Source organism: Allobosea sp. P1_A7, from assembly GCF_056406775.1.
Genome location: NZ_JBFTZN010000059.1, coordinates 1 through 20,709, shown reverse-complemented (window position 1 = coordinate 20,709; position 20,709 = coordinate 1). Strand labels below are relative to the sequence as shown.

Below are 20,709 nucleotides of genomic sequence, written 5' to 3'. Positions count from 1 at the left end.
CGCAGGGGGGCTGGCAATGATGATAGAGCTGGCGAGCGCGCGAGTGTCGTGCAAATCTCCGGGACCTTGCGATCATTCTGCCCCCATTGCAGGCATCTACCGTGCCGGTTCACGCTCCGAGACCAGACAAACCTAGTTTCGCGGGTCGGCGCAGGGGCGTTCTGCGCATTCTATTGCTGTTTGTTGCATCAGCAGCCATTGCAGGCTTGGCTCTCTCCTACAGCACGGTGCGCGACTACGGCTCCTTTCGAGCGTCGATACTGACCGGCGCGCCAGGCGGCGCCTATCATTCGCTCGCTTCAAATCTGGCGCAGCTGGCCAGGCGCGACCGAGGGCATCTCGAGGTTATCCCGACAGCGGGTTCGATCGAGAACGCCAAACGCCTGATGGCAGACCAGAAATCCTGCGCCGAGAAATTTGCCTTCGTTCAGGACGGCACTCCAGTGCCTGCCGAATCCGAACTGGAACTATTGGGGCGCCTGCCCGAACCGGAGTCGCTGCTCTTTCTGACCCGGCGCGATCGGTCCTTCGGTAGCTTCTCCGACCTACGGGGCGCCTCCATCGGAATAGGCCCCGAGAATTCGGGAACGGCCTATCTCGTGCTCCAGCTGCTCGGCGATCCCGACCTGAAGAAGCTCGACATTCGAACGTCCTATCGCGAGCTCGAGGAGCAAGCTCAGCTTGTGGCGCAGGGCAATCTCGATATTGCCGCCTATGTCATGCGAAATGATGCCGAGTTCCTGCGGACGATCATCGGCCGCTATGATCTGGAAATCATCGAACTCCGAGATTTAAGAGGTTTGACCGACCGCTTTCCATGGCTGACTCTTGGGCGCGTGCCGGCTGGCCGATACGACTTGATGCGCCTGGCCCCTGCGACCGACAAAATGGTGCCGCAGGTCAATACGCTGGTCCTGGCCAACGCGTGCGCGAAGAGAGCTGACCGCATTGAATTGCTGGTGCTCCTGGCGGCTGCGCTTCCGACTTTCGTGCGCAGCAACCCGCCGACCTCGACGAGTTCGGCGACCGCGGTGCCGCTATCGTCCGAAGCGAGGCAGTTCTTTCTGACTGGCGAGCCGGAGTTCGTAGACCGCTATTTTCCGTGGCTCGTGAACCTCATGTCGCCCGCCTATTGGATCTACCTCGTCATGGCCGTTACGGCCCTTTTCAACCTGCTGAAGGGCATCAGCCGCTTTCGTCTTTGGCGACTTGATTCCGCGCGCGAGAAGCTTGAGGCGGAAGCAAGGCTCGTGGCGGGGGAGGCCGTCAGCCATGCGCCAGCACTGCATCCCATCGCGAAGCCCGCCTTGCCGGATGCGGATGAACGTGAAGCGATCAGGGACATGCTGGAGCGCCTGGCCGGGCTGCGCGAGCGGTGTCAGCGATACGCCAACTCGTTCGCAACGCCGATGGGCGAGGAAATGTTCTATCGCTACCAGCAATTCCTGATCGACCGCACGACAGTCGAACTGAAGGCGCGTCTTGGAACGGGCTCATAACTCGTAGCTGCACCGATTCCCAACACATGCGCCGACTATCGCCCCGACACGGCCCAGCCTCTCTCGTCTGGTCGATGAGATGACACGGCGCCGCTCGTTACAGACGTGCTTGAGACCGTGCACAAAACCGGCAGCAGGCCAGTTGTTGGATCAGAGAATGGCGGCACCACGTGTTCGATCAGGCGGCGCGACTTGGTGCCTTCTCAGACGGCATGCCATCTTTGATGGCGGCTTTGATTTGGTTCCGCAGTTCAGGCGTATCTTGATGCCCATGCACGGCAACGGCGTGCTGCACCGAGGCCTCCACCAGTTCGCTCTCATTGTCGGCGRTGATCGTGACTGAGCAATTCATCTCGCTCGGGAATTCACGGCAGTCGATGAACTTGCGTCCCATAACGTCCTCCCCGATTGGGAGATCAAGCAACCTTCCATCACGTCGAATGGAAGCCCCCTACTTCACCTACAGTACGCTTACGCCCGGGGGCCTGGCAAAAAGATCCGGCGCCCGACGATCGGATGTAGCTGAGATAATCGAAGCCTGCTGATGCGGGAGAATGTCGTTCGCCCCTGTGGGTCTCGATCCTACCAACCCGTTCGCCACTTCAGGCTAGCAGTCAAGGGCGTCACGTCCGACTGCTATGGACAACGGTTACAGAAATCTTGGAAAATCGTTTAAAATCAATATTTTATGATAATGGCTGGGGCGCCAGGATTCGAACCTGGGAATGGCGGTACCAAAAACCGCTGCCTTACCACTTGGCGACGCCCCAACGCGCTGCTGCGTTCTAGTGTGCGTCGCGCCTCTGTGCAACCGTCGACAAGCGCTTCTCACAGGTGGCTGCATCCGACGCAACAGATCCTTCGGCGAGGCTCTGGAGAAATCCACACAAGAGGTGCTTAGCCCTGTTGCGCTGCGGCGCGACGCTGGCTATAAGCCGGCCACCAGTTGATCGGAGTGTAGCGCAGTCTGGTAGCGCACCACGTTCGGGACGTGGGGGTCGCAGGTTCAAATCCTGCCACTCCGACCAAAGTTTCCCGAGATATTTCAAGTAGTTACAAATCAGGCCCTTCGGGGCTTTTTTGTTGCCCGGACAGTTTCAGCGTGGCTTGATCCTCAGGTGGGCCTGTTTTGGCCCAATTAACGCATCCACGACTTCTCCCGGTACAGCGATGGTGTCGTGCGCGCCGCTCCTGTAGTCTCGCCCAAGGACAATGGGGCTCACTGTATGACGCGCTTTTCCCGAATCATCGGAATCATGAGCCTCGCCGTGCTGCTTTCCGGCTGCGACAAATGCGGGGAGCTGATGAAGCTCGATATCTTCGGCCAACCCGTGAAGACCTGCTCCGGCAATAATCCGCAAGGCTGAGCGCGGGCCCGTCTGCCTGACGCGAATCGGTGGACTATCGGGCCGGATCTTGTATGCGGCCCGATGCTTTCACCTTGTGCGGCTGCATCGGCCTTGCCGAAAACCGCAATCCACTTTTCGGGCCGACGCCTTCCCGGCTGGCGTCAAAGAAAAAGCCGGGGCAAGCCCCGGCTCGTTCGTCTCTACCGCTGCTGCGGATCTCAGCCACGGCGGCGCAGGAAGGACCAGCTTGCCCCGACAAGGCTCGCAGCCAGCCCCATCTTGAGTGCATCGCCGAGCAGGAAGGGCTGCACGCCGAAAGCGAAGGCCTTGGCGAAGCCGATACCCGTGGCACCGCTCGCCATCTGCGCGCCGAGCGCGAGCCACAGGCCGCCGAGGCCAAGAATCAGCGCTTCCGCGGTAATGAATCCCGCGATCAGGCGGAACACCGAGGCGCCACGCTCGGCCGCCCAGCCAGCGACAGCCGCCGCAAGCACGAAGCCGACGAGGAACCCGCCGGTCGGACCGGCAAGATAGAGCAGCCCGGCTGCAACCGGCGGCGTGTTGGTGAAGACCGGCAGCCCGGCAAGGCCATAGGCAATAGAGAGTGCGACAGTCGCAGCGCCGAGGCGCGACCCATAGGCGGCCCCCAGGCCGAGCACCGCCAGCGTCTGCAGGGTCATCGGCACCGGCCAGAACGGCACCTTGATCTTGGCCGCGAGGACGAGCAGCAGGCTGCCGGCCACGGCAAGGGCGACATTGCGCGCCAGCGCGGCGCGACGTCCGGAGACCTGGGGAAGGATCGCGTTGACCAGGGTCGGAGCGGAAAGGGGAAGCAGATCGGCCATGCGCTCTCATCCATTTTTCGAGGGCCGCGCTGCGCAGCCGGTTTTCCGTCTATAGAAAATGCTGCAATGCCCTACAAGGCGCGCGGCGGTGCGCGAAGCGGCAAGGCCGGGGCGCAACCTGCCCCCGTGACGCGACTGGACCAGGCGACGGAACCCGCATGAGCGAAGACATCGAATTCGATCGGAGCGCCACGGCTCCCTCCGGCGAGGTGGTTGAACTGTCGCCGCTCGTCCGGCGCATCATCGCCGGAAATGGCGGGCCGATGACCTTTACCGGCACCTGCACCTATATCATCGGCCGGGGCACTGTGGCGGTGCTCGATCCTGGCCCCGACGACCCGGCTCATGTCGCGCGCGTCCTTGCCGCACTCGCTGGCGAGAGCGTCAGCCATATCCTTGTCACACACACCCATCGCGATCATTCGCCTGCCGTGCCGGCACTGCAAGCGGCGACAGGCGCCATCGTCGCCGGCTGCCTGCCGCATCGCGCGACGCGCGAACTGGCGCTTGGCGAGATCAATCCGCTCGATGCCGCGGCCGACCGCGATTATGCCCCCGATCTGCCGATGCATGACCGTGACACGGTCACGGGCCCCGGCTGGACGCTCTCGGCCGTCGAAACGCCGGGGCACACCGCCAATCACCTCGCCTTCGCGCTCGCGGAAGAGACAAGCCTGTTTTCAGGCGACCATGTCATGGCCTGGTCGACGAGCATCGTTGCCCCGCCCGACGGCTCGATGGCGTCCTACATGGCTTCGATCGAAAAACTGCGCGCGATGGAGCACGCCATCTACTGGCCTGGCCATGGCGGGCCGGTGAACGAACCGCAGCGCTTCCTGCGCGCGCTCGTGCAGCACCGCCGGCTGCGCGAAGCCGCGATCCTCAACCGCCTCAGGGCTGGCGACGAGCGCATCGCAGAGATGGTGCCGCCCATCTATCAGGGCTTGCCGGTCGCATTGCATGGCGCGGCCTCGCTCTCGATCCTCGCCCAACTCGAGGATCTGGTCCTCAACGGCACTGTCATCTGCGACGAGGCACTGCCGATGCTGGCGAGCCGATACAAACTGGCCCGGACCTGATGCAGCGGCGTCGATTTCTTCGGATCGCATCACGCCGTCGCACATGACCTACCGTGCCTCGACCAGCAGCTCGACCTCGGCAGCAAAGGCGGCGATGCGGGCAGCATTTGCGCCGAGATCGTGGCTTCCGATCCGCGAAGCCGAGCGGATGTCGATGCGGCTGCCGTCGGCACGCGGTCGCACACGGATCGTGATGTCCTCGGCAAGGCGCAGGATTCGGGTGCGCGCCACCGCCTCGATCCGCCCTGCCCCGCTGCGTCCGCCGGGGCGCGACGCTTCGAGCACCTGCCAGCCCAGTGCAGTGGCGGCCCGGCGCGCGATCGTGAACGCCGTTTCGGCCGGGACCTCCAGCACGATCGGCAGCGTCTTCGGATAGGCTTGGCGCTGGATGCGCCGCTCTCCAGCCGGTACGTCGGGCGGCACCAGGCCGTGGCGTGCGGTCAAGGCGGCCTGCGAGCGGCTGAAGATCGGGGGATCATCGATATCGGTCGATATATCGCYCAATCGCGGCAGCGTCAGCCATTTGAAGCCACCATAGAGCAGTGGGGCAAGCATGATGAGCGCAAGCACGAAGGCCTGCGCCGCCATGCCGACCCCACGATGCCCCACCTGCCAGATCCGCATGAAGGCGAGCACGGCCAGCAGCAACGCCAGCAGAACGAAGCCATAGGCACCGGCGATCGGCGCGAGCCCCTGTGCCGAAGGCTCGCCGAGCCGGGCGACGAGAATGGCCAGCAGCAGCACCGCGACGGAAAACCAGGCCAGCCGCCGGCTCCAGCGTGCGGCGCGCGAGACAGGTTCCTCGAAGACGATGCGACGATGCATGATGATTACGTGGCGGGGTCTGGCACCGAAGGCAAGCCTCGCGGCTCAGCCTGTCGGCAGGCGATAGTCCTTGAACTGCTCGCGCAGCGCGGTCTTCTGGATCTTGCCCGTAGCGGTATGCGGTATCGCCTCGACCAGGACGACATCGTCCGGCAGCCACCATTTTGCGATCTTGCCGGTCATATAGGCCAGCATCTCGTCGCGGCTCGGTGAACGGCCGGGTTTTGGGACGATGACCAGCAGCGGCCTCTCGTCCCATTTGGAATGGGCGACGCCAATCACCGCGGCCTCCGCCACATCGGGATGGCCGACCGCGAGATTTTCGAGATCGATGGACGATATCCAYTCGCCGCCSGACTTGATCACATCCTTGGAGCGGTCGGTGATCTGGAGATATCCCGCCGCATCCAGTGTCCCGACATCGCCCGTATCGAAGAAACCGTGCTCGTCGAGGATCGCTTCATCCTCACGCCTGAAATAAGCGCCGGCGACGGATGGTCCGCGCACCTTCAGGCGCCCGAAGGTCTTGCCATCCCAAGGCAGGTCCTGGCCGGCATCGTCGGTGATGCGGAATTCGACGGTAAAGGGCGGATGCCCCTGCTTGACCTTGAGATCGTAGAGCGCATCGCCCTGCAGATGCCCATAGACCGGCTTGATCGAGCAGAACGAGCCGATCGGGCTCATTTCGGTCATACCCCAGGCATGTGCGACCGTGACGCCATATTTGCGCTCGAATGCCTCCGTCATCGCCCGCGGACAGGCTGAGCCACCGATCACCACACGTTTCAGCGTCGAGAGGCGGGCGTTGGTCGCTTCCAGATGCTGCAGCAGGCCAAGCCAGACCGTCGGCACCGCAGCGGTGCAGGTCACGCCCTCGCTTTCCAGCAATTCGAGCAGCGATGCACCGTCGAGCTTCGCACCCGGCATGACCAGCTTGGCTCCGGTCATCGGCGCGGAATAGGCCAGCGACCAGCTATTGGCATGGAAGAGCGGCACGACCGGCAGCACGCTGTCGCGCGAGGACAACCCGATATAATCCGGCGCCGAGCAGGCCATGGCATGCAGCACGTTCGAGCGGTGCGAATAGAGCACCCCCTTCGGACCGCCGGTGGTGCCGGAGGTGTAGCAGAGCCCGGCGGCGGTGTTCTCGTCGAACTGCTTCCAGGCGAAATCATCATCGGCTTCAGTGAGCCACTCCTCGAAGGCGGCTGCTCCCTTCAGGCTGGTTTGCGGCATATGTGCCGCATCGGTCAGCAAGATGTAGCGCTCGATGCTCGGCAGCCTGTCCTGGATCTGCTCGATCAGCGGCACGAAGGTCAGGTCGAGGAACAGCATCCTGTCCTCGGCATGGTTGATGATCCAGGCGATCTGCTCCGGGAACAGCCGCGGATTGACCGTATGCGTGATCGCGCCGATCCCGCTGATCCCGTACCAGAGTTCGAGATGCCGGTCGGTATTCCACGCCAGCGTCGCGACCCGGTCGCCGAGCCGCATCCCTTYCCGCTCGAGGCGCCTGGCCACGCGCAGGGCGCGGCGGCGGATATCAGCATAGGTCGTGCGCCGCAGCGAGCCGTCTTCCACCGCGCGGCTCACGACCTCGCGGGTGCCGTGCTGGACGGCGGCATGGTCGATGATCCGGTGCAGCAGCAGGGGCCAGTCCTGCATCAGGCCAAGCATAGCGTCTCTCCCCACGATCATTCTTGCTGTTGTTGGGAACAGCATAGACAGGCTGCTCCCCGGCAGGGAAGCAGGAGTTGAGCCGGAGCGGGAATGAAGGGCTCGCCTGGAGCCACGCGATAGTTTAGGGCAGAACTGATAGACCCTGAGAGTTGGAACCGTGTCAGCGCCCGACGCCCTACGCACCGATCCAGACCGCGTCTGGTTCCGCTTCATGCGGTTGCACCAGCGCATGCTCGGCCAGATGACGGCGCGCATCCGTACGCTCGGGCTCTCGATCCCTCAATTCGATCTGCTCTCCACGCTGACCGAGCGCGAAGGCATCAGCCAAAGCGAGCTGGCCGAGCGGCTCTACGTCACCAAGGGCAACGTCTCCGGGCTCGTCGATCGCCTGGTGCAGGCCGGCCTCGTCGAGCGCCGCGCCATCGCGGGCGACCGGCGTTCCTATGCGATGCATCTGACGCCCGAGGGGCGCAGGCTGGCGGAAGCCGGCATCGCGGCGCAACGCAGCTATGTCGCGACCACGCTCGGCAAGCTGCCGGCCGGCGATCTCGCAGATCTCGACCGGCTCGTCCTGGCCTGGCGCGACCTCGCTCGCGCCGCGGACGCCGAATAGCGCCTTTATGTTCGCCGGGCTCGCCTTCGCTGGCGGCGGCAATCGCTGCTACTGGCAGGGTGGCTTCCATGAAACCGTGGCGCCACGCCTCGCGTTGTCGCCGCGCCGGGTCGTCGGTGTCAGCGCCGGCGCCTTCGCGATGCTCTATACGGCACTCGGTCTCGGCCCGACCGTACGCGAGCAGGTCAGGCAAGCCTGTATCGACCGAACATCCGAAATGGATTGGGCGGCCTTTCGCCGGGGTGGGCGGCTCTTCCCGGTCGGCGAGCTCTATCAGAGCCTCCTCACTCAGCTCTTCACGCCCGAGGCCCTCTCAACCCTGCGGCTGATGAGCGATTTCCGCATCGCGATCTCGCGCCCGCCACGCTTCTGGCCCCTGCCGATCGCCGCGATGCTGGGGATCGGCGCCTATCAGCTCGAAAAGCGCCTTCGCCGGCCGGTCCATCCCACCGCCGGGCGCCGCCTCGGTTTCGTGCCCGATCTTGTCCGGCTCGCCGACTGCGCAACCGCAGAGCAACTGGTCGCGGCCCTGATGGCGAGCGCTGCAGTGCCTCCCTTCATGCCGGCCGGGCTCGTCGGGCAGCGCGCTGCGCTCGACGGCGGGCTGGTCGACAGCGCCCCCGCCTGGGCGCTCGCCGATCTGGAACAGGCCGGCGAACGGACGCTGGTCCTGCTGACGCGCCCCTTCTCCGCGGTGCCGCAGGTGCCGGGCCGGACCTATGCGCGCCCGTCCCGGACCATTCCGGTCTCGCAATTCACGATCCGCGACTGGGAGGGGATCCGCTTCGCCTACGAACTCGGCATCAGTGACGGCGAGAGCTTCCTTCGGCGGATKGAAGTCGAAGCGCGAACCGGCTAGGCATGAGGCTGGTTCCTGCGAACTGGTTCTTGCCAACCGACCGGACGTACCGATGCCTGCGATCGATCTGACCGCCTCCGCGACCGACCTCCGCGAAGCCCTGCTCGCGCGCCGCTTCAGCGCAAGCGACCTGCTCGAGGCCAGCTTCGCCCGCATCGACTCGCTGAACCCATCGCTCAACGCCATCATTGCCCAGGACCGCGAGGCCGCGCGCGCCATGGCGGCAGAATCGGACAAGCGCCTCGCCGATGGCAGCGCCCGCCCGCTTGAAGGGCTGCCGATCACGATCAAGGACGCGTTCGACGTTGCCGGCCTGCCCTCCTCCGGCGGGCTACCCGCCTACAAGGACCGCATTCCTGCGGATGATGCCGCCCCGGTCGCTCGCCTGCGCGCTGCCGGCGCCGTCATTCTGGGCAAGAGCAACGTCCCGGTCTTCTCAGGCGATTTCCAGAGCTACAACCCCATTCACGGCGTCACCAACAACCCTTGGAATGCGGCCTTCTCGCCCGGCGGCTCGTCCGGCGGAGCGGCAACCGCGGTCGCGACCGGCATGTCTGCTTTCGAGCTCGGCTCCGATCTCGGTGGCTCGACGCGCTGGCCGGCCCATGCCTGCGGCGTCTACGGCCTGAAGACGAGCTGGGGGTTGATCTCGACCTGGGGCCACCTGCCGCCGCCGCCCGAGCGCCGCACACCGCGTAATGCCGACCTCCTGGTCGCCGGACCGATCACGCGCGCGCCCGAGGATCTTGCGCTCATCCTTCCGGTGCTGGCCGGCCCGCGCGATTCCCGAGTCGCGGGCGCCACACTCACCGCTCCTAGGCTGGAAGAGCCCCGCGGCCTGCGTGTCGCACTCTGGGCCGACGATGCTTTCGCTCCGACCGACCGGGAGGTCGGCGCAGCCGTGCGCCGGGCCGCGGATCTGCTTGCCGCGCAGGGCGCAATCATCGACGAGACGGCGCGCCCGGCGATCCGCTTCTCCGAAGCCTTCGAGGTCTATGCGCTGCTCAACCATGCCGTCGTCGCCTATGGTCTGCCGCCCAAGGTCAGGGCGCGTATCCAGGCCATGGCATCGCGCTTCAGCACCAACGATCTCTCGCATCAATCGCTGCAAGCGCGCGGCGCGCGCATGACGCCGGGGCTCTACCAGCAGATCTCGCAGCGGCGCATGGCTCTGAAACGACAATGGGCCCGCTTCTTCCAGTCCTATGACGTCGTGCTCTGCCCACCTGCCCCCGTTGCCGCGATCCCGCATGACCACACGCCGGATATTCACGCGAGGCGCCTTGTCGTGAACGGCGAGCCTCGCCCCTATCTCGATTTCCTGCTCTGGGCCTCGCTCGCGACTGGCGCAGACCTGCCTGCGCTGGTTGCGCCGATCTCGCAGTCGGACGCTGGTCTGCCCCTCGGTGTGCAGATCATTGCGGCGGCCGGCGAAGACCTGACGGCAGTCGCTGTCGGCGGCATGCTGGCAAGAGCGGGCGCAGGATATCGCGCTCCACCCGTCCCGGSCGCGCTCTCCTGAGCCGGCGCGGCCCGATACGCGCCAGAGTCTGCGTCGATCTGCGTGAAAATCGCTCAGTGCTTGCGCTGATCCCGGTCTATGCTCGCATAAAGGCCGCATAAAAACCTGGAGCTTGCGCCATGCTATCCAACCTCGCCGTCCGCGACATCGAGACCCTGGTCCACCCATACACGAACCTGGCGACGCATCGCGAGACCGGCCCGCTGGTGCTGGAAAGCGGCAAGGGCGTCTTCGTCTATGACAGCGCCGGCAAGGAATACATCGAGGGCATGGCCGGGCTCTGGTGCACCGCGCTCGGCTACTCCAACCAGGAGCTGATCGACACGGCGACGGAGCAGATGAAGAAGCTGCCCTTCACGCATATTTTTGGCGGGCGCAGCCATGATCCGGCGATCGAGCTGGCGGAGAAGCTGAAGGAGATCGCCCCGGTACCGATCTCGAAGGTGTTCTACGGCGCCTCCGGCTCCGACGCCAACGACACCCAGGTGAAGATCGTCTGGTACATGAACAATGCCCTTGGCCGGCCGCAGAAGAAGAAGATCATCTCGCGGCTGAAGGGCTATCACGGCGTCACCGTGGCCTCGGCCTCGCTCACCGGCCTGCCCAACAATCATATCGATTTCGACCTGCCGCTGCCGGGCATCCTGCACACCTCCTGCCCGCATCATTATCGCTTCGCCGAGCCAGGCGAGAGCGAGCAGGATTACTCCTCGCGCCTCGCCGCCGAACTGGAGGAGATGATCCTGCGCGAAGGGCCGGACACGGTCGCCGCCTTCATTGCCGAGCCGGTAATGGGCGCCGGCGGCGCGATCACCCCGCCGGATGGCTATTTCGAGAAGATCAACGCCGTTCTCGCCAAATACGACATCCTGTTCATCTCGGATGAGGTCATCACCGGCTTCGGCCGCACCGGCAACATGTTCGGCACCACGACCTATGGCATGAACGTCGACACGATCTCGCTCGCCAAGCAGATCACCTCGGCCTATTTCCCGCTCAGCGCCGTGTTGATGAACGACAAGGTCTACGAGGTCCTCGTCGACCAGAGCCGCAAGATCGGCACCTTCGGCCACGGCAACACCTATGCCGGCCATCCCGTCGGTTGCGCGATCGCGGTCAAGACGCTGGAGATCTACCAGCGCGACAAGATCGTCGAGCACACCCGCAAGGTCTCCCCGACCTTCCTGCGGCGGCTGGAGAAGCTTGCCGAGCATCCGCTGGTCGGCGAAGCGCGCGGCGTCGGCCTGATCGGTGGCGTCGAGATCGTCAAAGACAAGGTGACCAAGGCCCCGTTCGAGACCAAGAAGGGCGTCGGCCCGAAATCGGTCTTCTTCGCGCAGGAAGAAGGCCTGATCACCCGCGCCATGGGCGACCGTGTCGCCTTCTGCCCGCCGCTCGTGATCACCGAGGCCGAGATCGAGGAGATGTTCGACCGCTACGAGCGGGCCCTGAACAAGACGCTTGCCTGGGTCAAGGCCGAAGGCTTGCTCGCCGCCTGAGCCGGGATGCTTAAGGGGAGATTAACCGAAGCGGCGACATGATTGCGATCGAGGCCGAAAAGCCACGAAGAAATCACGATCACGCCGCTTCGTCGTCCCGATCGGACGTCACCTTCCCTGTGTCGACGGCCAGGAACCGCCGGCACCGTGCAACAAGTAAAGTCAGGACCGATGCCTTCCGCCAACAAGCGTCAGACGACGCAACGCAGCGCGAGCTTCCATGATGCCTCGGCCAGAGAGGCCTACGCATCGCACTTCCGCCCGATCGCATTTCGCGCAATCGCCGCGGGAACGAGACGTGCCTCGCCTGCGTCGGACAGGACGGCAGAGAGGAAACCGGCTCATCTTGTGCCGGCCGTTCTCCGCAACGGTTTTGACGATTGACTTGACGACTGCCAGACTGACTTTCGAGACCCTCCATGATTGACCGGCGCAGAGCTCTCCAAACTCTCGCCGGTCTTTTTTTGGCCGGCTTCGGCACTGGCGGCTATGCCTATGCCTGGGAGCCAACCCATCAGCGGGTGACGCACTACCGCTTCACGCCGAATGGCTGGCCCCAGTCAGGCCGCCTCAAACTCGCAATCATCTCGGATCTGCACATTGGCGGGCCGCATATGCCGGTGTCGCGTGTGCGCGATATCGTCGCGATGACCAATGAGCTGAATCCGGATCTCGTCCTGCTGCTCGGGGATTTCGTTGCGAGCCGGACGCGCCGCGCCTCCGACCCTCCCTATGCCGAATGGGCTATGGCACTCGCCGCGCTCAAGGCGCCGAGCGGGGTCTACGCCGTACTCGGCAATCACGACTGGTGGCAGGACGAACCGACACAAAGGAACCGCAGCGGGCCGACACAAGCGGGCCTTGCGCTCGAAGCGGCCGGGATCACGGTTCTCGAAAATCGGGCGCTGCGCCTGGAGACCTCTGCAGGTCCGCTCTGGCTTGCCGGCCTCGGCGACCAGATCGCCTTCGTGAAGAGGTTCCGCGGACAGAAGAATGGCGTCGACGACCTGCCCGGCACCCTCGCCCAGATCGCTGATGATGGCGCGCCCGTCATCATGCTGGCGCATGAGCCGGATGCCTTCGCCCGGATGCCGGCGCGGGTTGCGCTGACCTTGTCAGGCCATACCCATGGCGGACAGGTGAGGCTGTTCGGCTGGTCGCCGATCGTGCCGTCACGCTATGGCAATCGCTACGCCTATGGCCATGTCCGCGAGAACGGGCGCGATCTGGTGGTTTCTGCCGGCCTCGGCACCAGCAAACTGCCGCTCAGGTTCGGAATTCCGCCGGAGGTTGTGCTGGTGGAGCTAGGCTAGRGCATCGGACCGRAAAGTGGAATCCGGTTTTTSGRAAAATCCGATGCTTAAACAAAGAGCTAGATCGCCGCTCCTGCGTCCGAACGGACGCACGGCGATCTAGCGACTGCCGCCGCATGCTCGGATGCCCCGAGCATCTTGCTCCGCTCGATCTGAAATCTGTCAGACCCTGGCCGGGCGAGGCCCGACCAGAACCGGCGGGGGCCGTCAGACCACCACCACCTTGGTGCCGACCGTGACCCGATTATAGAGGTCGATCACGTCGATATTGCGCATCCGGATGCAGCCGGAAGACGCCGAACGGCCAATGGTCTCGGGCTCGTTCGTGCCATGGATGCGGTAGAGCGTGTCCTTGCCGTTCTGGTAGAGATACAGAGCGCGCGCACCGAGCGGGTTGTCCGGGCCGCCCTCCATGCCACCGGCGCGGGGCGCCAGATGCGGCCAGCGCTTGATCATCTCGGCCGGTGGGGTCCAGCGCGGCCACTCGGCCTTGCGCTGCATCGTGGCTTCACCCGTCCAGCCGAAGGCCTCGTCGCCGGTCGCGACGGCGTAGCGAATCGCCTTCTTGTTCGGCAGCACAAAGTAGAGAAACTTCTCGACCGTATCGACCTTGATGCTGCCGGGCGGCAGACCGGTCGGGTCCGTGATCTCGTAGGGCAACTGCGTGATCTGGTGCTCGAATTTCGGCACCAACGCGATGTATTCTGCATCGCGCTCGGACAGTGCGGGAGCATTCACGCTCTTGTATTGGCACGCACCGAGAAGGGTCGACAGCGCCAGGGCAACGATTACGGTCTGTTTCATGCCTACCACCAGCGACGCCGCGAACGCGCCATTTATGATGAATGAAAAGTTAATATTCTATTCCCGCCCCGGGGGTTGGGGCGACGTCGAGCTACGCCGCTGCTCTATGCGGCAAACTGACATGGCGCAATGAAGTTCCAGCCGTGATGCGTGTTTCGTCGACTTCGGCCGCGACCGTGGTAATCGCGCAACGGCAGTGCAACATGACGCGCGGCGGCAGGCCCCGCAATGAGGGTGAGAACCAGTGACGACGCTTCTGATTACACACCCGGCGAGCCTCCGGCACCTGACTCCGCCCGGCCATCCCGAGCGCCCGGACCGCATCCGCGTCGTCGAGCAAACGCTCGAAGATGAACGATTCGCCCACCTGGCCCGGGTCGAGGCGCCGCGTGCCGACCTCGACCTCGTCACGCTTTGCCACCCGCGCCAATTCGTAGAGGCATTGATCGCCGCCTCGCCGGTCACGGGACTCGTCGAGATCGAAGCCGACACCACGATGTCGCCCGGCTCGCTGGAGGCCGCGCTGCGCGGCGTCGGCGCTGCCACCCACGCCGTGGACGAGGTGATGCAGGGCAAGGCCAGGAATGCCTTCTGCGCCACGCGCCCGCCCGGCCACCACGCCGAGAGCGTCAAGGCGATGGGTTTCTGCTTCTTCAATCAGGCTGCCATCGCCGCCCGCCACGCCCAGAAGGCGTATGGCGCGGAGCGCGTCGCGATCATCGACTGGGACGTGCATCACGGCAATGGCACGCAGGAGATCTTCTGGAACGACCCGAGCGTGCTTTACGCCTCAACCCATGAGATGCCGCTCTATCCCGGCACCGGCGCCGCCTCGGAACGTGGCGAACACGGCACGATCGTCAATGCCCCCCTGCGCGCGGGCGATGGTTCCGACACCTTCCGGGATGCGTTCGAGACCGCGGTATTGCCGCGCGTCGACGCCTTCCAGCCCGACCTCGTGATCATCTCGGCCGGCTTCGATGCGCATTGGCGCGACCCGCTCGCCAATATCAATCTGGTCGAGAGCGATTTCGCCTGGGCGACCCAGAAGCTGATGGCGATCGCCGATCGTCGCGCCGAGGGCCGCCTCGTCTCGATCCTGGAAGGCGGCTACGATCTCGAAGCCCTGTCGAAATCGACCGCAAGCCATGTCCTGGCACTGATGCGAGGCTAAAGCATCGGCCCGAAAAGTGGATTGCGGTTTTCGGGAAAGCCGATGCAAAGACAAAGGGTTAGATCATCGGACTGGATGCGATGTCCGGTCCGATGATCTAGCCGCCCTTGCGAGGCGCCCAGCGGCGACCCAATCCGGACAGCAGGGCAGGCATCCCCGGGGGCTGCGTTTCGTCGCGCTGCTGGCGGAGCCGCTCACTCCAGCGGCTGCGTCTCCGCGATTTCGATGCCGAAGCCGCTCAGACCCACGAAGGAGCGTGGCGAGGACGCGAGGTTGACGATCGAGGCAACCCCGAGATCGCGCAGGATCTGGGCGCCGAGGCCAACCTCGCGCCATTGCTGCGAGCGCTGGGCGTCGGAGCCCTCCTCGACGCTTTTGATCGGCACGCCAGCGGAACCGTCGCGTAGATAGATCAGCACGCCGCGACCATCCTGCTGGAAGCGCCGGAGCGCGCACTGGATCGACTTCGCGCCGCCGAGCACATCCGCCACGACATTCGCACGATGCAGTCGCGCCGGGACCTTCTCGCCGTCACCGACCTTGCCCATGACGAAGGCAAAATGCTGGGTGTCTTCGAAGGGCGTGACATAGACATGGCCGGTCATCTCTCCGAACTCGGTCTTGACCGGGAAGGAATGCACCCGCTCGACGAGCTTCTCGCGCGCCTGGCGATAAGCGATCAGCTCGGCGACCGTGATCTGCTGCAGCCCGTGCGTCTTGGCGAAGGCGGTGATCTGCGCGCCCTTCATCACGGTGCCATCATCATTGGCGAGCTCGCAGATCACGCCGACCGGCGGCAGATTGGCGAGCTTGCAGAGATCCACCGCCGCTTCGGTATGGCCGGAGCGCATCAGAACGCCGCCATCCTTGGCGATCAACGGAAACACGTGACCGGGCCGCACGAAATCCGTGGCGCCCATATTGCCATTGGCCAGCGCCCGCACGGTATTGTTGCGCTGCTCGGCCGAAATACCGGTGGTCAGCCCGTGCTTGACGTCGACCGTCACCGTGAAGGCCGTGCCGAGCGGTGCGTCGTTTGACGAGACCATCGGGTCGAGCCGGAGCCGCCGCGCCTCGTCAGCCGTCAGCGGCGCGCAGACGATGCCGCAGGTATTGCGGATAATGAAGGCCATCTTCTCCGGCGTGCAGAGCGAGGCCGCGATGATCAGATCGCCCTCATTCTCGCGGTCATCGTCATCGGTGACGATGACGATCTCGCCGCGGGCGAAGGCTTCGATGGCCTGAGTGACGTTCTGCTGCATGACAGCCTCCCGTGGCCCTTGCAGGCCCAGAAAATCATTGGGGGTGACGGCACCGTTCGTGGCGGCGGCGATGCGCTCGGCACTTTCGCGCGAGATCCAGGCACTCTGATCGTTGCAGAGCGCCGTCACGCTGGCCGGCGACAGGCCGACCTGCCGCGCGAAGGCGCTGCGAGCCATGCCATTCTGCCGGAGCCAAGTTTCGAGCTTCATGGCCGCAAGCTAATACGCCCCCGCTTCACTTGCAATGAAGCAGGGAATTAATTTCAGTAACACTGAAATTCACCGAGCAAAGGGCCAGCGCGGCTCCACCACGCCGACCTGGGCGCGATGACGTAGGAACTGGTCGGCCAGCACGCAGGCGACCATTGCCTCCCCGACCGGCACGGCCCGGATGCCGACACAGGGGTCGTGGCGCCCCTTGGTGAACATATCCGCTTCCCCGCCGGTCCGCGTCACGGTCGCGCGCGTGGCGAGGATCGAGGATGTCGGCTTCACCGCGAAACGGGCGACAATCGGCTGCCCGGTCGAGATGCCACCCAGGATGCCGCCGGCATGGTTGGAGAGAAAGAGCGGCTTGCCGTCATTGCCGGCCCGCATCTCGTCGGCATTCTCTTCGCCCGAGAGTTCGGCCGCAGCGAACCCCTCACCGATTTCGACACCCTTGACGGCATTGATGCTCATCAGCGCCGAGGCCAGCTCGGCATCGAGCTTCCCGTAGATTGGCGCGCCCAGGCCGGCAGGAACGCCCTCGGCGACAATCTCCAGCACCGCGCCGATCGAGGATCCGGACTTGCGGATGCCATCGAGATATTCGGCGAAGAAGGCCGCCGCCTTGGCATCCGGGCAGAAGAACGGATTATTGCCGACCTCGTTCCAGTCCCAGTTGTTCCGGTCGATCTTGTGCGGCCCCATCTGCACCAGCGCACCGCGCACGATCATGCCTGGCACGACCTTGCGCGCAATCGCGCCGGCTGCGACCCGCATGGCCGTCTCGCGCGCCGAGGAACGCCCGCCACCGCGATAATCGCGAATGCCGTATTTCACGTCATAGGTGAAGTCGGCGTGGCCGGGCCGGTACTTGTCCTTGATGTCCGAGTAGTCCTTGGAACGCTGGTCGACATTGTCGATCATCAGCCCGATCGAGGTTCCCGTCGTCACCTGCTGGCCGCTCGCCTCATCGGGAAAGACACCGGAGACGATGCGGACCTGATCAGGCTCCTGGCGCTGCGTGGTGAAGCGCGACTGACCGGGCCGGCGGCGATCGAGCTCGAGCTGGATTTCGGCTTCGCTCAGCGGGATCAGAGGCGGGCAGCCATCGACGACGCAGCCGATCGCCGGCCCGTGGCTTTCCCCAAAGGTGGTGACGCGGAAGAGATGGCCGAAGGTGTTATGGGACATGGCAGCCTGACGGGTTTCGCTCCGGGCTCATAAGCCGGATCGCGCCCGCGCGAAACCCCGCTGCGCGCAAACCATGCCCCAACGCCCGCCGCGTCGCGTCCCGCGCTCCGCATCCCCGGCAATGCTGCGCGGCAGCGCAAGTCTTGACAGCCGCCCGATCCGGCGGCTTCTAGGCCCGATGAGACGCAGGCCTGTCACCCAGCCGCGCTCCTGGCGCCCCGGGAGTGTCATCATCGCGGGCGCCTAGCCCCGAACCTTCCGAAGAGGAGCGGGTTCGGGGGGAGTGGCCTCAGGTCGGCCACGACGCCTGCCACGGCGTGCCGTCTCGGACCTGGCACAGCAACCTATCCCGGACGAGGTTCGCGCAGACGGTTTCGCACCGCAAGGCGGCTTGTCCACGGTAGCCCGTCCCGCGCCTCGACATGATGGCCCCGGAGCCGGCGACCGGTCTTTCGCATTCGGAATGCCCAGACCATGTCGAGACAATCCGGCCCCGGCACGCCGGGGTCCGTCAGCCTCGCGCGCGCCCTTTCCAAGCTCGGCTATTGCTCACGCACCCAGGCGGAAGGCCTGATTCTCGGCAGGCGCGTCCGGGTCGATGGGCGTCTTGCCCTGAACCCGAGCCTGCGCCTGGATCTCGCGCGTGCCCGCATCATCGTCGATGGCGAAACGGTCTCGGCCGAACGCCGTGTCTATCTGATGGTCAACAAGCCCCGCGGCGCGCTCACGACCCGGACCGACCCCGAAGGCCGCGCCACGGTCTATTCCTGCCTGGACGGACTGGAGCTACCGTTCGTCGCCCCGGTCGGGCGGCTCGACAAGGCGAGTGAAGGGTTGCTGCTCATGAGCAACGACACGCGCTGGGCGCAGCGCATCCTGGACCCGGCCTCCGGCGTGGAGAAAACCTACCATGTCCAGATCGACACGGTGCCCGACACCGCCTTGATGGCGCGGCTGCGCGCCGGTGCCGTCGACGGCGACGAGGCGCTCTCGACCAAGGCGGCGACGCTCCTGCGCCATGGCCAAAGGAACGCCTGGATCGAAATGGTGATCGACGAGGGCCGCAACCGACAGATCCGGCGCATCGTCGAAGCGGCCGGCGCGCGGGTGCTGCGCCTGGTCCGTGTCGGCATCGGGGCCTTGCCGCTGGGCGACCTGCCAAAGGGCGCGGTCCGCGCATTGCAGCCTGACGAGATCGCACTACCGCTCGATAATGGCTGCGTCGGCGCTCCGCGACCTTCGGCCGAGGGCCGCCTCGACGGGTAGAACCGCCGGTCAGCTTTGGCCCTAGTGCGCCGCCGCCTTGGCCGGCACCGCGGGCGCCCCCTCCCAGCGCGTATTCGCCGGCAGGTTCTCGCCCTTCATGATCACGGTCAGCAGGCCGATCTGCGCGTAGTCGCCGACATGGGTGTCGTAGAGCACCGTCGCTGCCGCGCCCACACAAACGCCCTTGCCGAGATGCACGCGGCCGACCTTCATGACCCTGTCCTCATAGAGGTGGGTCTGCAGGGCCGAATGCGCGTTGACCGTGCAGTAGTCGCCGACCCTGATGCAGTCGAACTCGGTGATATCGGTCGAGTCGAGCCAGACCCCCTTGCCGTATTTCGCACCGAACAGCATCAGGAACCAGGGCAGGAAAGGCGTGCCGCGCAGATAGTCGAACAGCACCTTGCCGCCCAATCCCCAATAGAGCACGGCGACCGCCTCGGTGCGCATCGCCCAGAACGACCACATCGGCTTCATCACCGGCTTGTAGACGCCCATCAGCAGCCATTTCATCGCGGCGCAGATCAGCGCCTGCGTCACCGCGATCAGGATGGACACGCCCATGAAGCTGAGCGCGAGCCCGCCCCAGTCGCGATCGAAGATCTTCTGCTGCAGCACGAGATCGACCGCGATGGTGCCGAAAGTGATGAACAGCATCGCCGGGAATGAGGTGTGCAGCGCCTCGAAGCCCGCCCGCGCCAGCCTCTTCCCCAGCGACGGCTTGTAGGTCCAATCCGCCCCAAGGTCGACCTTCTGCCGCGTCGGCAGGCGGATCGGCGGCGAGCCGAACCAGGTATCGCCCGGCTGCATCTTCTCATTGGCAGGCGGCTTCGACTTGATGCCGATCAGCACCCGGTCGGGGATCACGGCGCCTGGCGCCACGACCGCATCRTTGCCGATGAAGACCTGATCGCCGGTCTTCGTCATGTCGAGACGCATATAGCCGCGGCGCATGTCCTCGTCGCCGAAGACGACCTCGTCRGCGATGAAGTTGCCGGCCCCGATCGCCGTCAGATCGTAGCGACCCGACAGATTGGTCGAGATCTCCGCGCCCTTGCCGATGCTGGCGCCCATCAACCGATACCAGAAGCGCATATAGATCGTCGCGAACAGCGAGGAGAGTGTCTCCAGCGTCACCTCGGTCGCCAGCGCCACCGTCCATTTGCGGGCATAGAAGCCGGAATGGATCGACCACGAGCCCGAGGTCACGCGCGGCAGGATCACCCAGCGCAGGCCGGCCATCAGCAGCACGGTGAAGGCGATGAGGCCCATCGCCGTCGGCCAGGTCAGGATCGGCAGATACCAGAGATAGCTGATATCGGACCATGTCGCGATCTGGTCGTCGATCCTGTCGAAGAGCCAGAAGGCCGGGAAGATCGGCAGCAAGCTGATCGGCGGCAGCACGATCAGCATGAACACGTAGAAAACCGTCATCGCGAAGCGACGGCGCATGCTCGCCTCGGCCTGCGGCGGCAACGCGTCGAGATCGACCATGCCGATCTTCCGGCCAGGCGTGCCGTCCCAGATTTCGGCCGCGCCGACCGTCGTACCGGACGGTATCGCCGTCAGATCGCCAATCTCGGCATGGTCGCCGGTGGTGCTGCCATGACCGAAGACCACGGAGGCGCCAGCGTTCACGTCCCGCCCGATCTTGATCCGGCCCAGGATCAGCTTGTCGCCGATGGCTTCGCCATTGGCGAAAGTGGTCTTCGAGCCGAAGGT

General features: G+C 65.0%; 18 protein-coding genes and 2 tRNA genes. 11 read left to right on the top strand and 9 right to left on the bottom strand.

What is annotated here, in order from left to right; translation table 11 throughout:
- Positions 1-206: 206 nt before the first annotated feature.
- Positions 207-1,499 (top strand): TAXI family TRAP transporter solute-binding subunit, encoded by a 1,293-nt coding sequence (locus tag AC1D34_RS12820; RefSeq protein ID WP_441488287.1) that lies wholly within the window; start codon positions 207-209, stop codon positions 1,497-1,499.
- A 178-nt stretch (positions 1,500-1,677) separates the two neighbouring features.
- On the opposite strand, the gene AC1D34_RS12815 is transcribed toward AC1D34_RS12820, so the two are convergent.
- Both AC1D34_RS12815 and AC1D34_RS12810 read right to left on the bottom strand, forming a co-directional pair.
- Positions 1,678-1,893: a DUF1059 domain-containing protein gene (locus AC1D34_RS12815; RefSeq protein ID WP_476824406.1), complete on the bottom strand. Its 216-nt coding sequence runs from the start codon at positions 1,891-1,893 to the stop codon at positions 1,678-1,680.
- A 301-nt stretch (positions 1,894-2,194) separates the two neighbouring features.
- Positions 2,195-2,269: transfer RNA gene (locus tag AC1D34_RS12810), tRNA-Gln, on the bottom strand.
- Between the two features lie 181 nt (positions 2,270-2,450).
- Here AC1D34_RS12810 and AC1D34_RS12805 point away from each other — a divergent pair.
- Positions 2,451-2,527, top strand: a tRNA-Pro gene (locus tag AC1D34_RS12805).
- Between the two features lie 198 nt (positions 2,528-2,725).
- Positions 2,726-2,866, top strand: coding sequence for a hypothetical protein (locus tag AC1D34_RS12800; protein ID WP_476824405.1), 141 nt, complete (start codon positions 2,726-2,728; stop codon positions 2,864-2,866).
- A gap of 200 nt (positions 2,867-3,066) precedes the next feature.
- Here AC1D34_RS12800 and AC1D34_RS12795 read toward each other — a convergent pair whose 3' ends face one another.
- Positions 3,067-3,693, bottom strand: a complete 627-nt coding sequence (locus AC1D34_RS12795; protein WP_476824404.1) for a biotin transporter BioY — start codon at positions 3,691-3,693, stop codon at positions 3,067-3,069.
- A 158-nt stretch (positions 3,694-3,851) separates the two neighbouring features.
- Here AC1D34_RS12795 and AC1D34_RS12790 point away from each other — a divergent pair, with 158 nt between their 5' ends.
- Positions 3,852-4,772, top strand: a complete 921-nt coding sequence (locus AC1D34_RS12790; protein WP_441488284.1) for an MBL fold metallo-hydrolase — start codon at positions 3,852-3,854, stop codon at positions 4,770-4,772.
- Between the two features lie 48 nt (positions 4,773-4,820).
- Here the strand turns inward: AC1D34_RS12790 and AC1D34_RS12785 are convergent, their stop codons facing one another.
- A complete protein-coding gene (locus AC1D34_RS12785) occupies positions 4,821-5,597 on the bottom strand; it encodes a DUF1499 domain-containing protein (protein WP_476824403.1) in 777 nt (258 codons plus the stop codon).
- Between the two features lie 45 nt (positions 5,598-5,642).
- Positions 5,643-7,274: a long-chain-fatty-acid--CoA ligase gene (locus AC1D34_RS12780; RefSeq protein ID WP_476824402.1), complete on the bottom strand. Its 1,632-nt coding sequence runs from the start codon at positions 7,272-7,274 to the stop codon at positions 5,643-5,645.
- 214 nt (positions 7,275-7,488) lie between these two features.
- Here AC1D34_RS12780 and AC1D34_RS12775 point away from each other — a divergent pair, with 214 nt between their 5' ends.
- From AC1D34_RS12775 to AC1D34_RS12755, 5 genes are all read left to right on the top strand, one after another.
- Positions 7,489-7,890, top strand: a complete 402-nt coding sequence (locus tag AC1D34_RS12775) for a MarR family winged helix-turn-helix transcriptional regulator (protein ID WP_084652251.1) — start codon at positions 7,489-7,491, stop codon at positions 7,888-7,890.
- 7 nt (positions 7,891-7,897) lie between these two features.
- On the top strand, positions 7,898-8,749 hold the full coding sequence (locus AC1D34_RS12770) for a patatin-like phospholipase family protein (RefSeq protein WP_476824401.1): 852 nt from the start codon (positions 7,898-7,900) through the stop codon (positions 8,747-8,749).
- 52 nt (positions 8,750-8,801) lie between these two features.
- The gene (locus AC1D34_RS12765) at positions 8,802-10,271 is read left to right on the top strand and encodes an amidase family protein (RefSeq protein ID WP_476824400.1); all 1,470 of its coding nucleotides are present in this window, start codon (positions 8,802-8,804) and stop codon (positions 10,269-10,271) included.
- Positions 10,272-10,390: 119 nt separating this feature from the next.
- Complete coding sequence (locus tag AC1D34_RS12760; protein ID WP_113517787.1) at positions 10,391-11,770, top strand: aspartate aminotransferase family protein; 1,380 nt, start codon at positions 10,391-10,393, stop codon at positions 11,768-11,770.
- Between the two features lie 419 nt (positions 11,771-12,189).
- The gene (locus tag AC1D34_RS12755; protein WP_476824399.1) at positions 12,190-13,083 is read left to right on the top strand and encodes a metallophosphoesterase; all 894 of its coding nucleotides are present in this window, start codon (positions 12,190-12,192) and stop codon (positions 13,081-13,083) included.
- A gap of 207 nt (positions 13,084-13,290) precedes the next feature.
- On the opposite strand, the gene AC1D34_RS12750 is transcribed toward AC1D34_RS12755, so the two are convergent.
- Positions 13,291-13,887, bottom strand: coding sequence for a L,D-transpeptidase (locus tag AC1D34_RS12750; RefSeq protein ID WP_476769612.1), 597 nt, complete (start codon positions 13,885-13,887; stop codon positions 13,291-13,293).
- Between the two features lie 244 nt (positions 13,888-14,131).
- Here AC1D34_RS12750 and AC1D34_RS12745 point away from each other — a divergent pair, with 244 nt between their 5' ends.
- The gene (locus tag AC1D34_RS12745; protein WP_476824398.1) at positions 14,132-15,061 is read left to right on the top strand and encodes a histone deacetylase family protein; all 930 of its coding nucleotides are present in this window, start codon (positions 14,132-14,134) and stop codon (positions 15,059-15,061) included.
- 194 nt (positions 15,062-15,255) lie between these two features.
- On the opposite strand, the gene ribB is transcribed toward AC1D34_RS12745, so the two are convergent.
- Both ribB and aroC read right to left on the bottom strand, forming a co-directional pair.
- Positions 15,256-16,533, bottom strand: a complete 1,278-nt coding sequence (ribB, locus tag AC1D34_RS12740) for a 3,4-dihydroxy-2-butanone-4-phosphate synthase (protein WP_441488275.1) — start codon at positions 16,531-16,533, stop codon at positions 15,256-15,258.
- 69 nt (positions 16,534-16,602) lie between these two features.
- On the bottom strand, positions 16,603-17,721 hold the full coding sequence (gene aroC / locus AC1D34_RS12735) for a chorismate synthase (RefSeq protein ID WP_069879474.1): 1,119 nt from the start codon (positions 17,719-17,721) through the stop codon (positions 16,603-16,605).
- 474 nt (positions 17,722-18,195) lie between these two features.
- On the opposite strand from aroC, the gene AC1D34_RS12730 reads away from it, so the two are divergent.
- Positions 18,196-18,987: a pseudouridine synthase gene (locus AC1D34_RS12730; protein WP_441488274.1), complete on the top strand. Its 792-nt coding sequence runs from the start codon at positions 18,196-18,198 to the stop codon at positions 18,985-18,987.
- A gap of 21 nt (positions 18,988-19,008) precedes the next feature.
- Here the strand turns inward: AC1D34_RS12730 and AC1D34_RS12725 are convergent.
- Positions 19,009-20,709 (bottom strand): Pls/PosA family non-ribosomal peptide synthetase (locus tag AC1D34_RS12725; RefSeq protein ID WP_476824397.1); only part of this gene is annotated, 1,701 nt, incomplete at its 5' end.

Bases quoted from the DNA above. Each gene is read 5' to 3' on its own strand.
- AC1D34_RS12730 (WP_441488274.1), top strand. From the start codon at position 18,196: ATGTCGAGACAATCCGGCCCCGGCACGCCGGGGTCCGTCAGCCTCGCG.
- AC1D34_RS12800 (WP_476824405.1), top strand. From the start codon at position 2,726: ATGACGCGCTTTTCCCGAATCATCGGAATCATGAGCCTCGCCGTGCTG.
- AC1D34_RS12760 (WP_113517787.1), top strand. From the start codon at position 10,391: ATGCTATCCAACCTCGCCGTCCGCGACATCGAGACCCTGGTCCACCCA.
- AC1D34_RS12750 (WP_476769612.1), bottom strand. From the start codon at position 13,887: ATGAAACAGACCGTAATCGTTGCCCTGGCGCTGTCGACCCTTCTCGGT.
- aroC (WP_069879474.1), bottom strand. From the start codon at position 17,721: ATGTCCCATAACACCTTCGGCCATCTCTTCCGCGTCACCACCTTTGGG.
- AC1D34_RS12755 (WP_476824399.1), top strand. From the start codon at position 12,190: ATGATTGACCGGCGCAGAGCTCTCCAAACTCTCGCCGGTCTTTTTTTG.
- AC1D34_RS12790 (WP_441488284.1), top strand. From the start codon at position 3,852: ATGAGCGAAGACATCGAATTCGATCGGAGCGCCACGGCTCCCTCCGGC.
- AC1D34_RS12795 (WP_476824404.1), bottom strand. From the start codon at position 3,693: ATGGCCGATCTGCTTCCCCTTTCCGCTCCGACCCTGGTCAACGCGATC.
- ribB (WP_441488275.1), bottom strand. From the start codon at position 16,533: ATGAAGCTCGAAACTTGGCTCCGGCAGAATGGCATGGCTCGCAGCGCC.
- AC1D34_RS12775 (WP_084652251.1), top strand. From the start codon at position 7,489: ATGCGGTTGCACCAGCGCATGCTCGGCCAGATGACGGCGCGCATCCGT.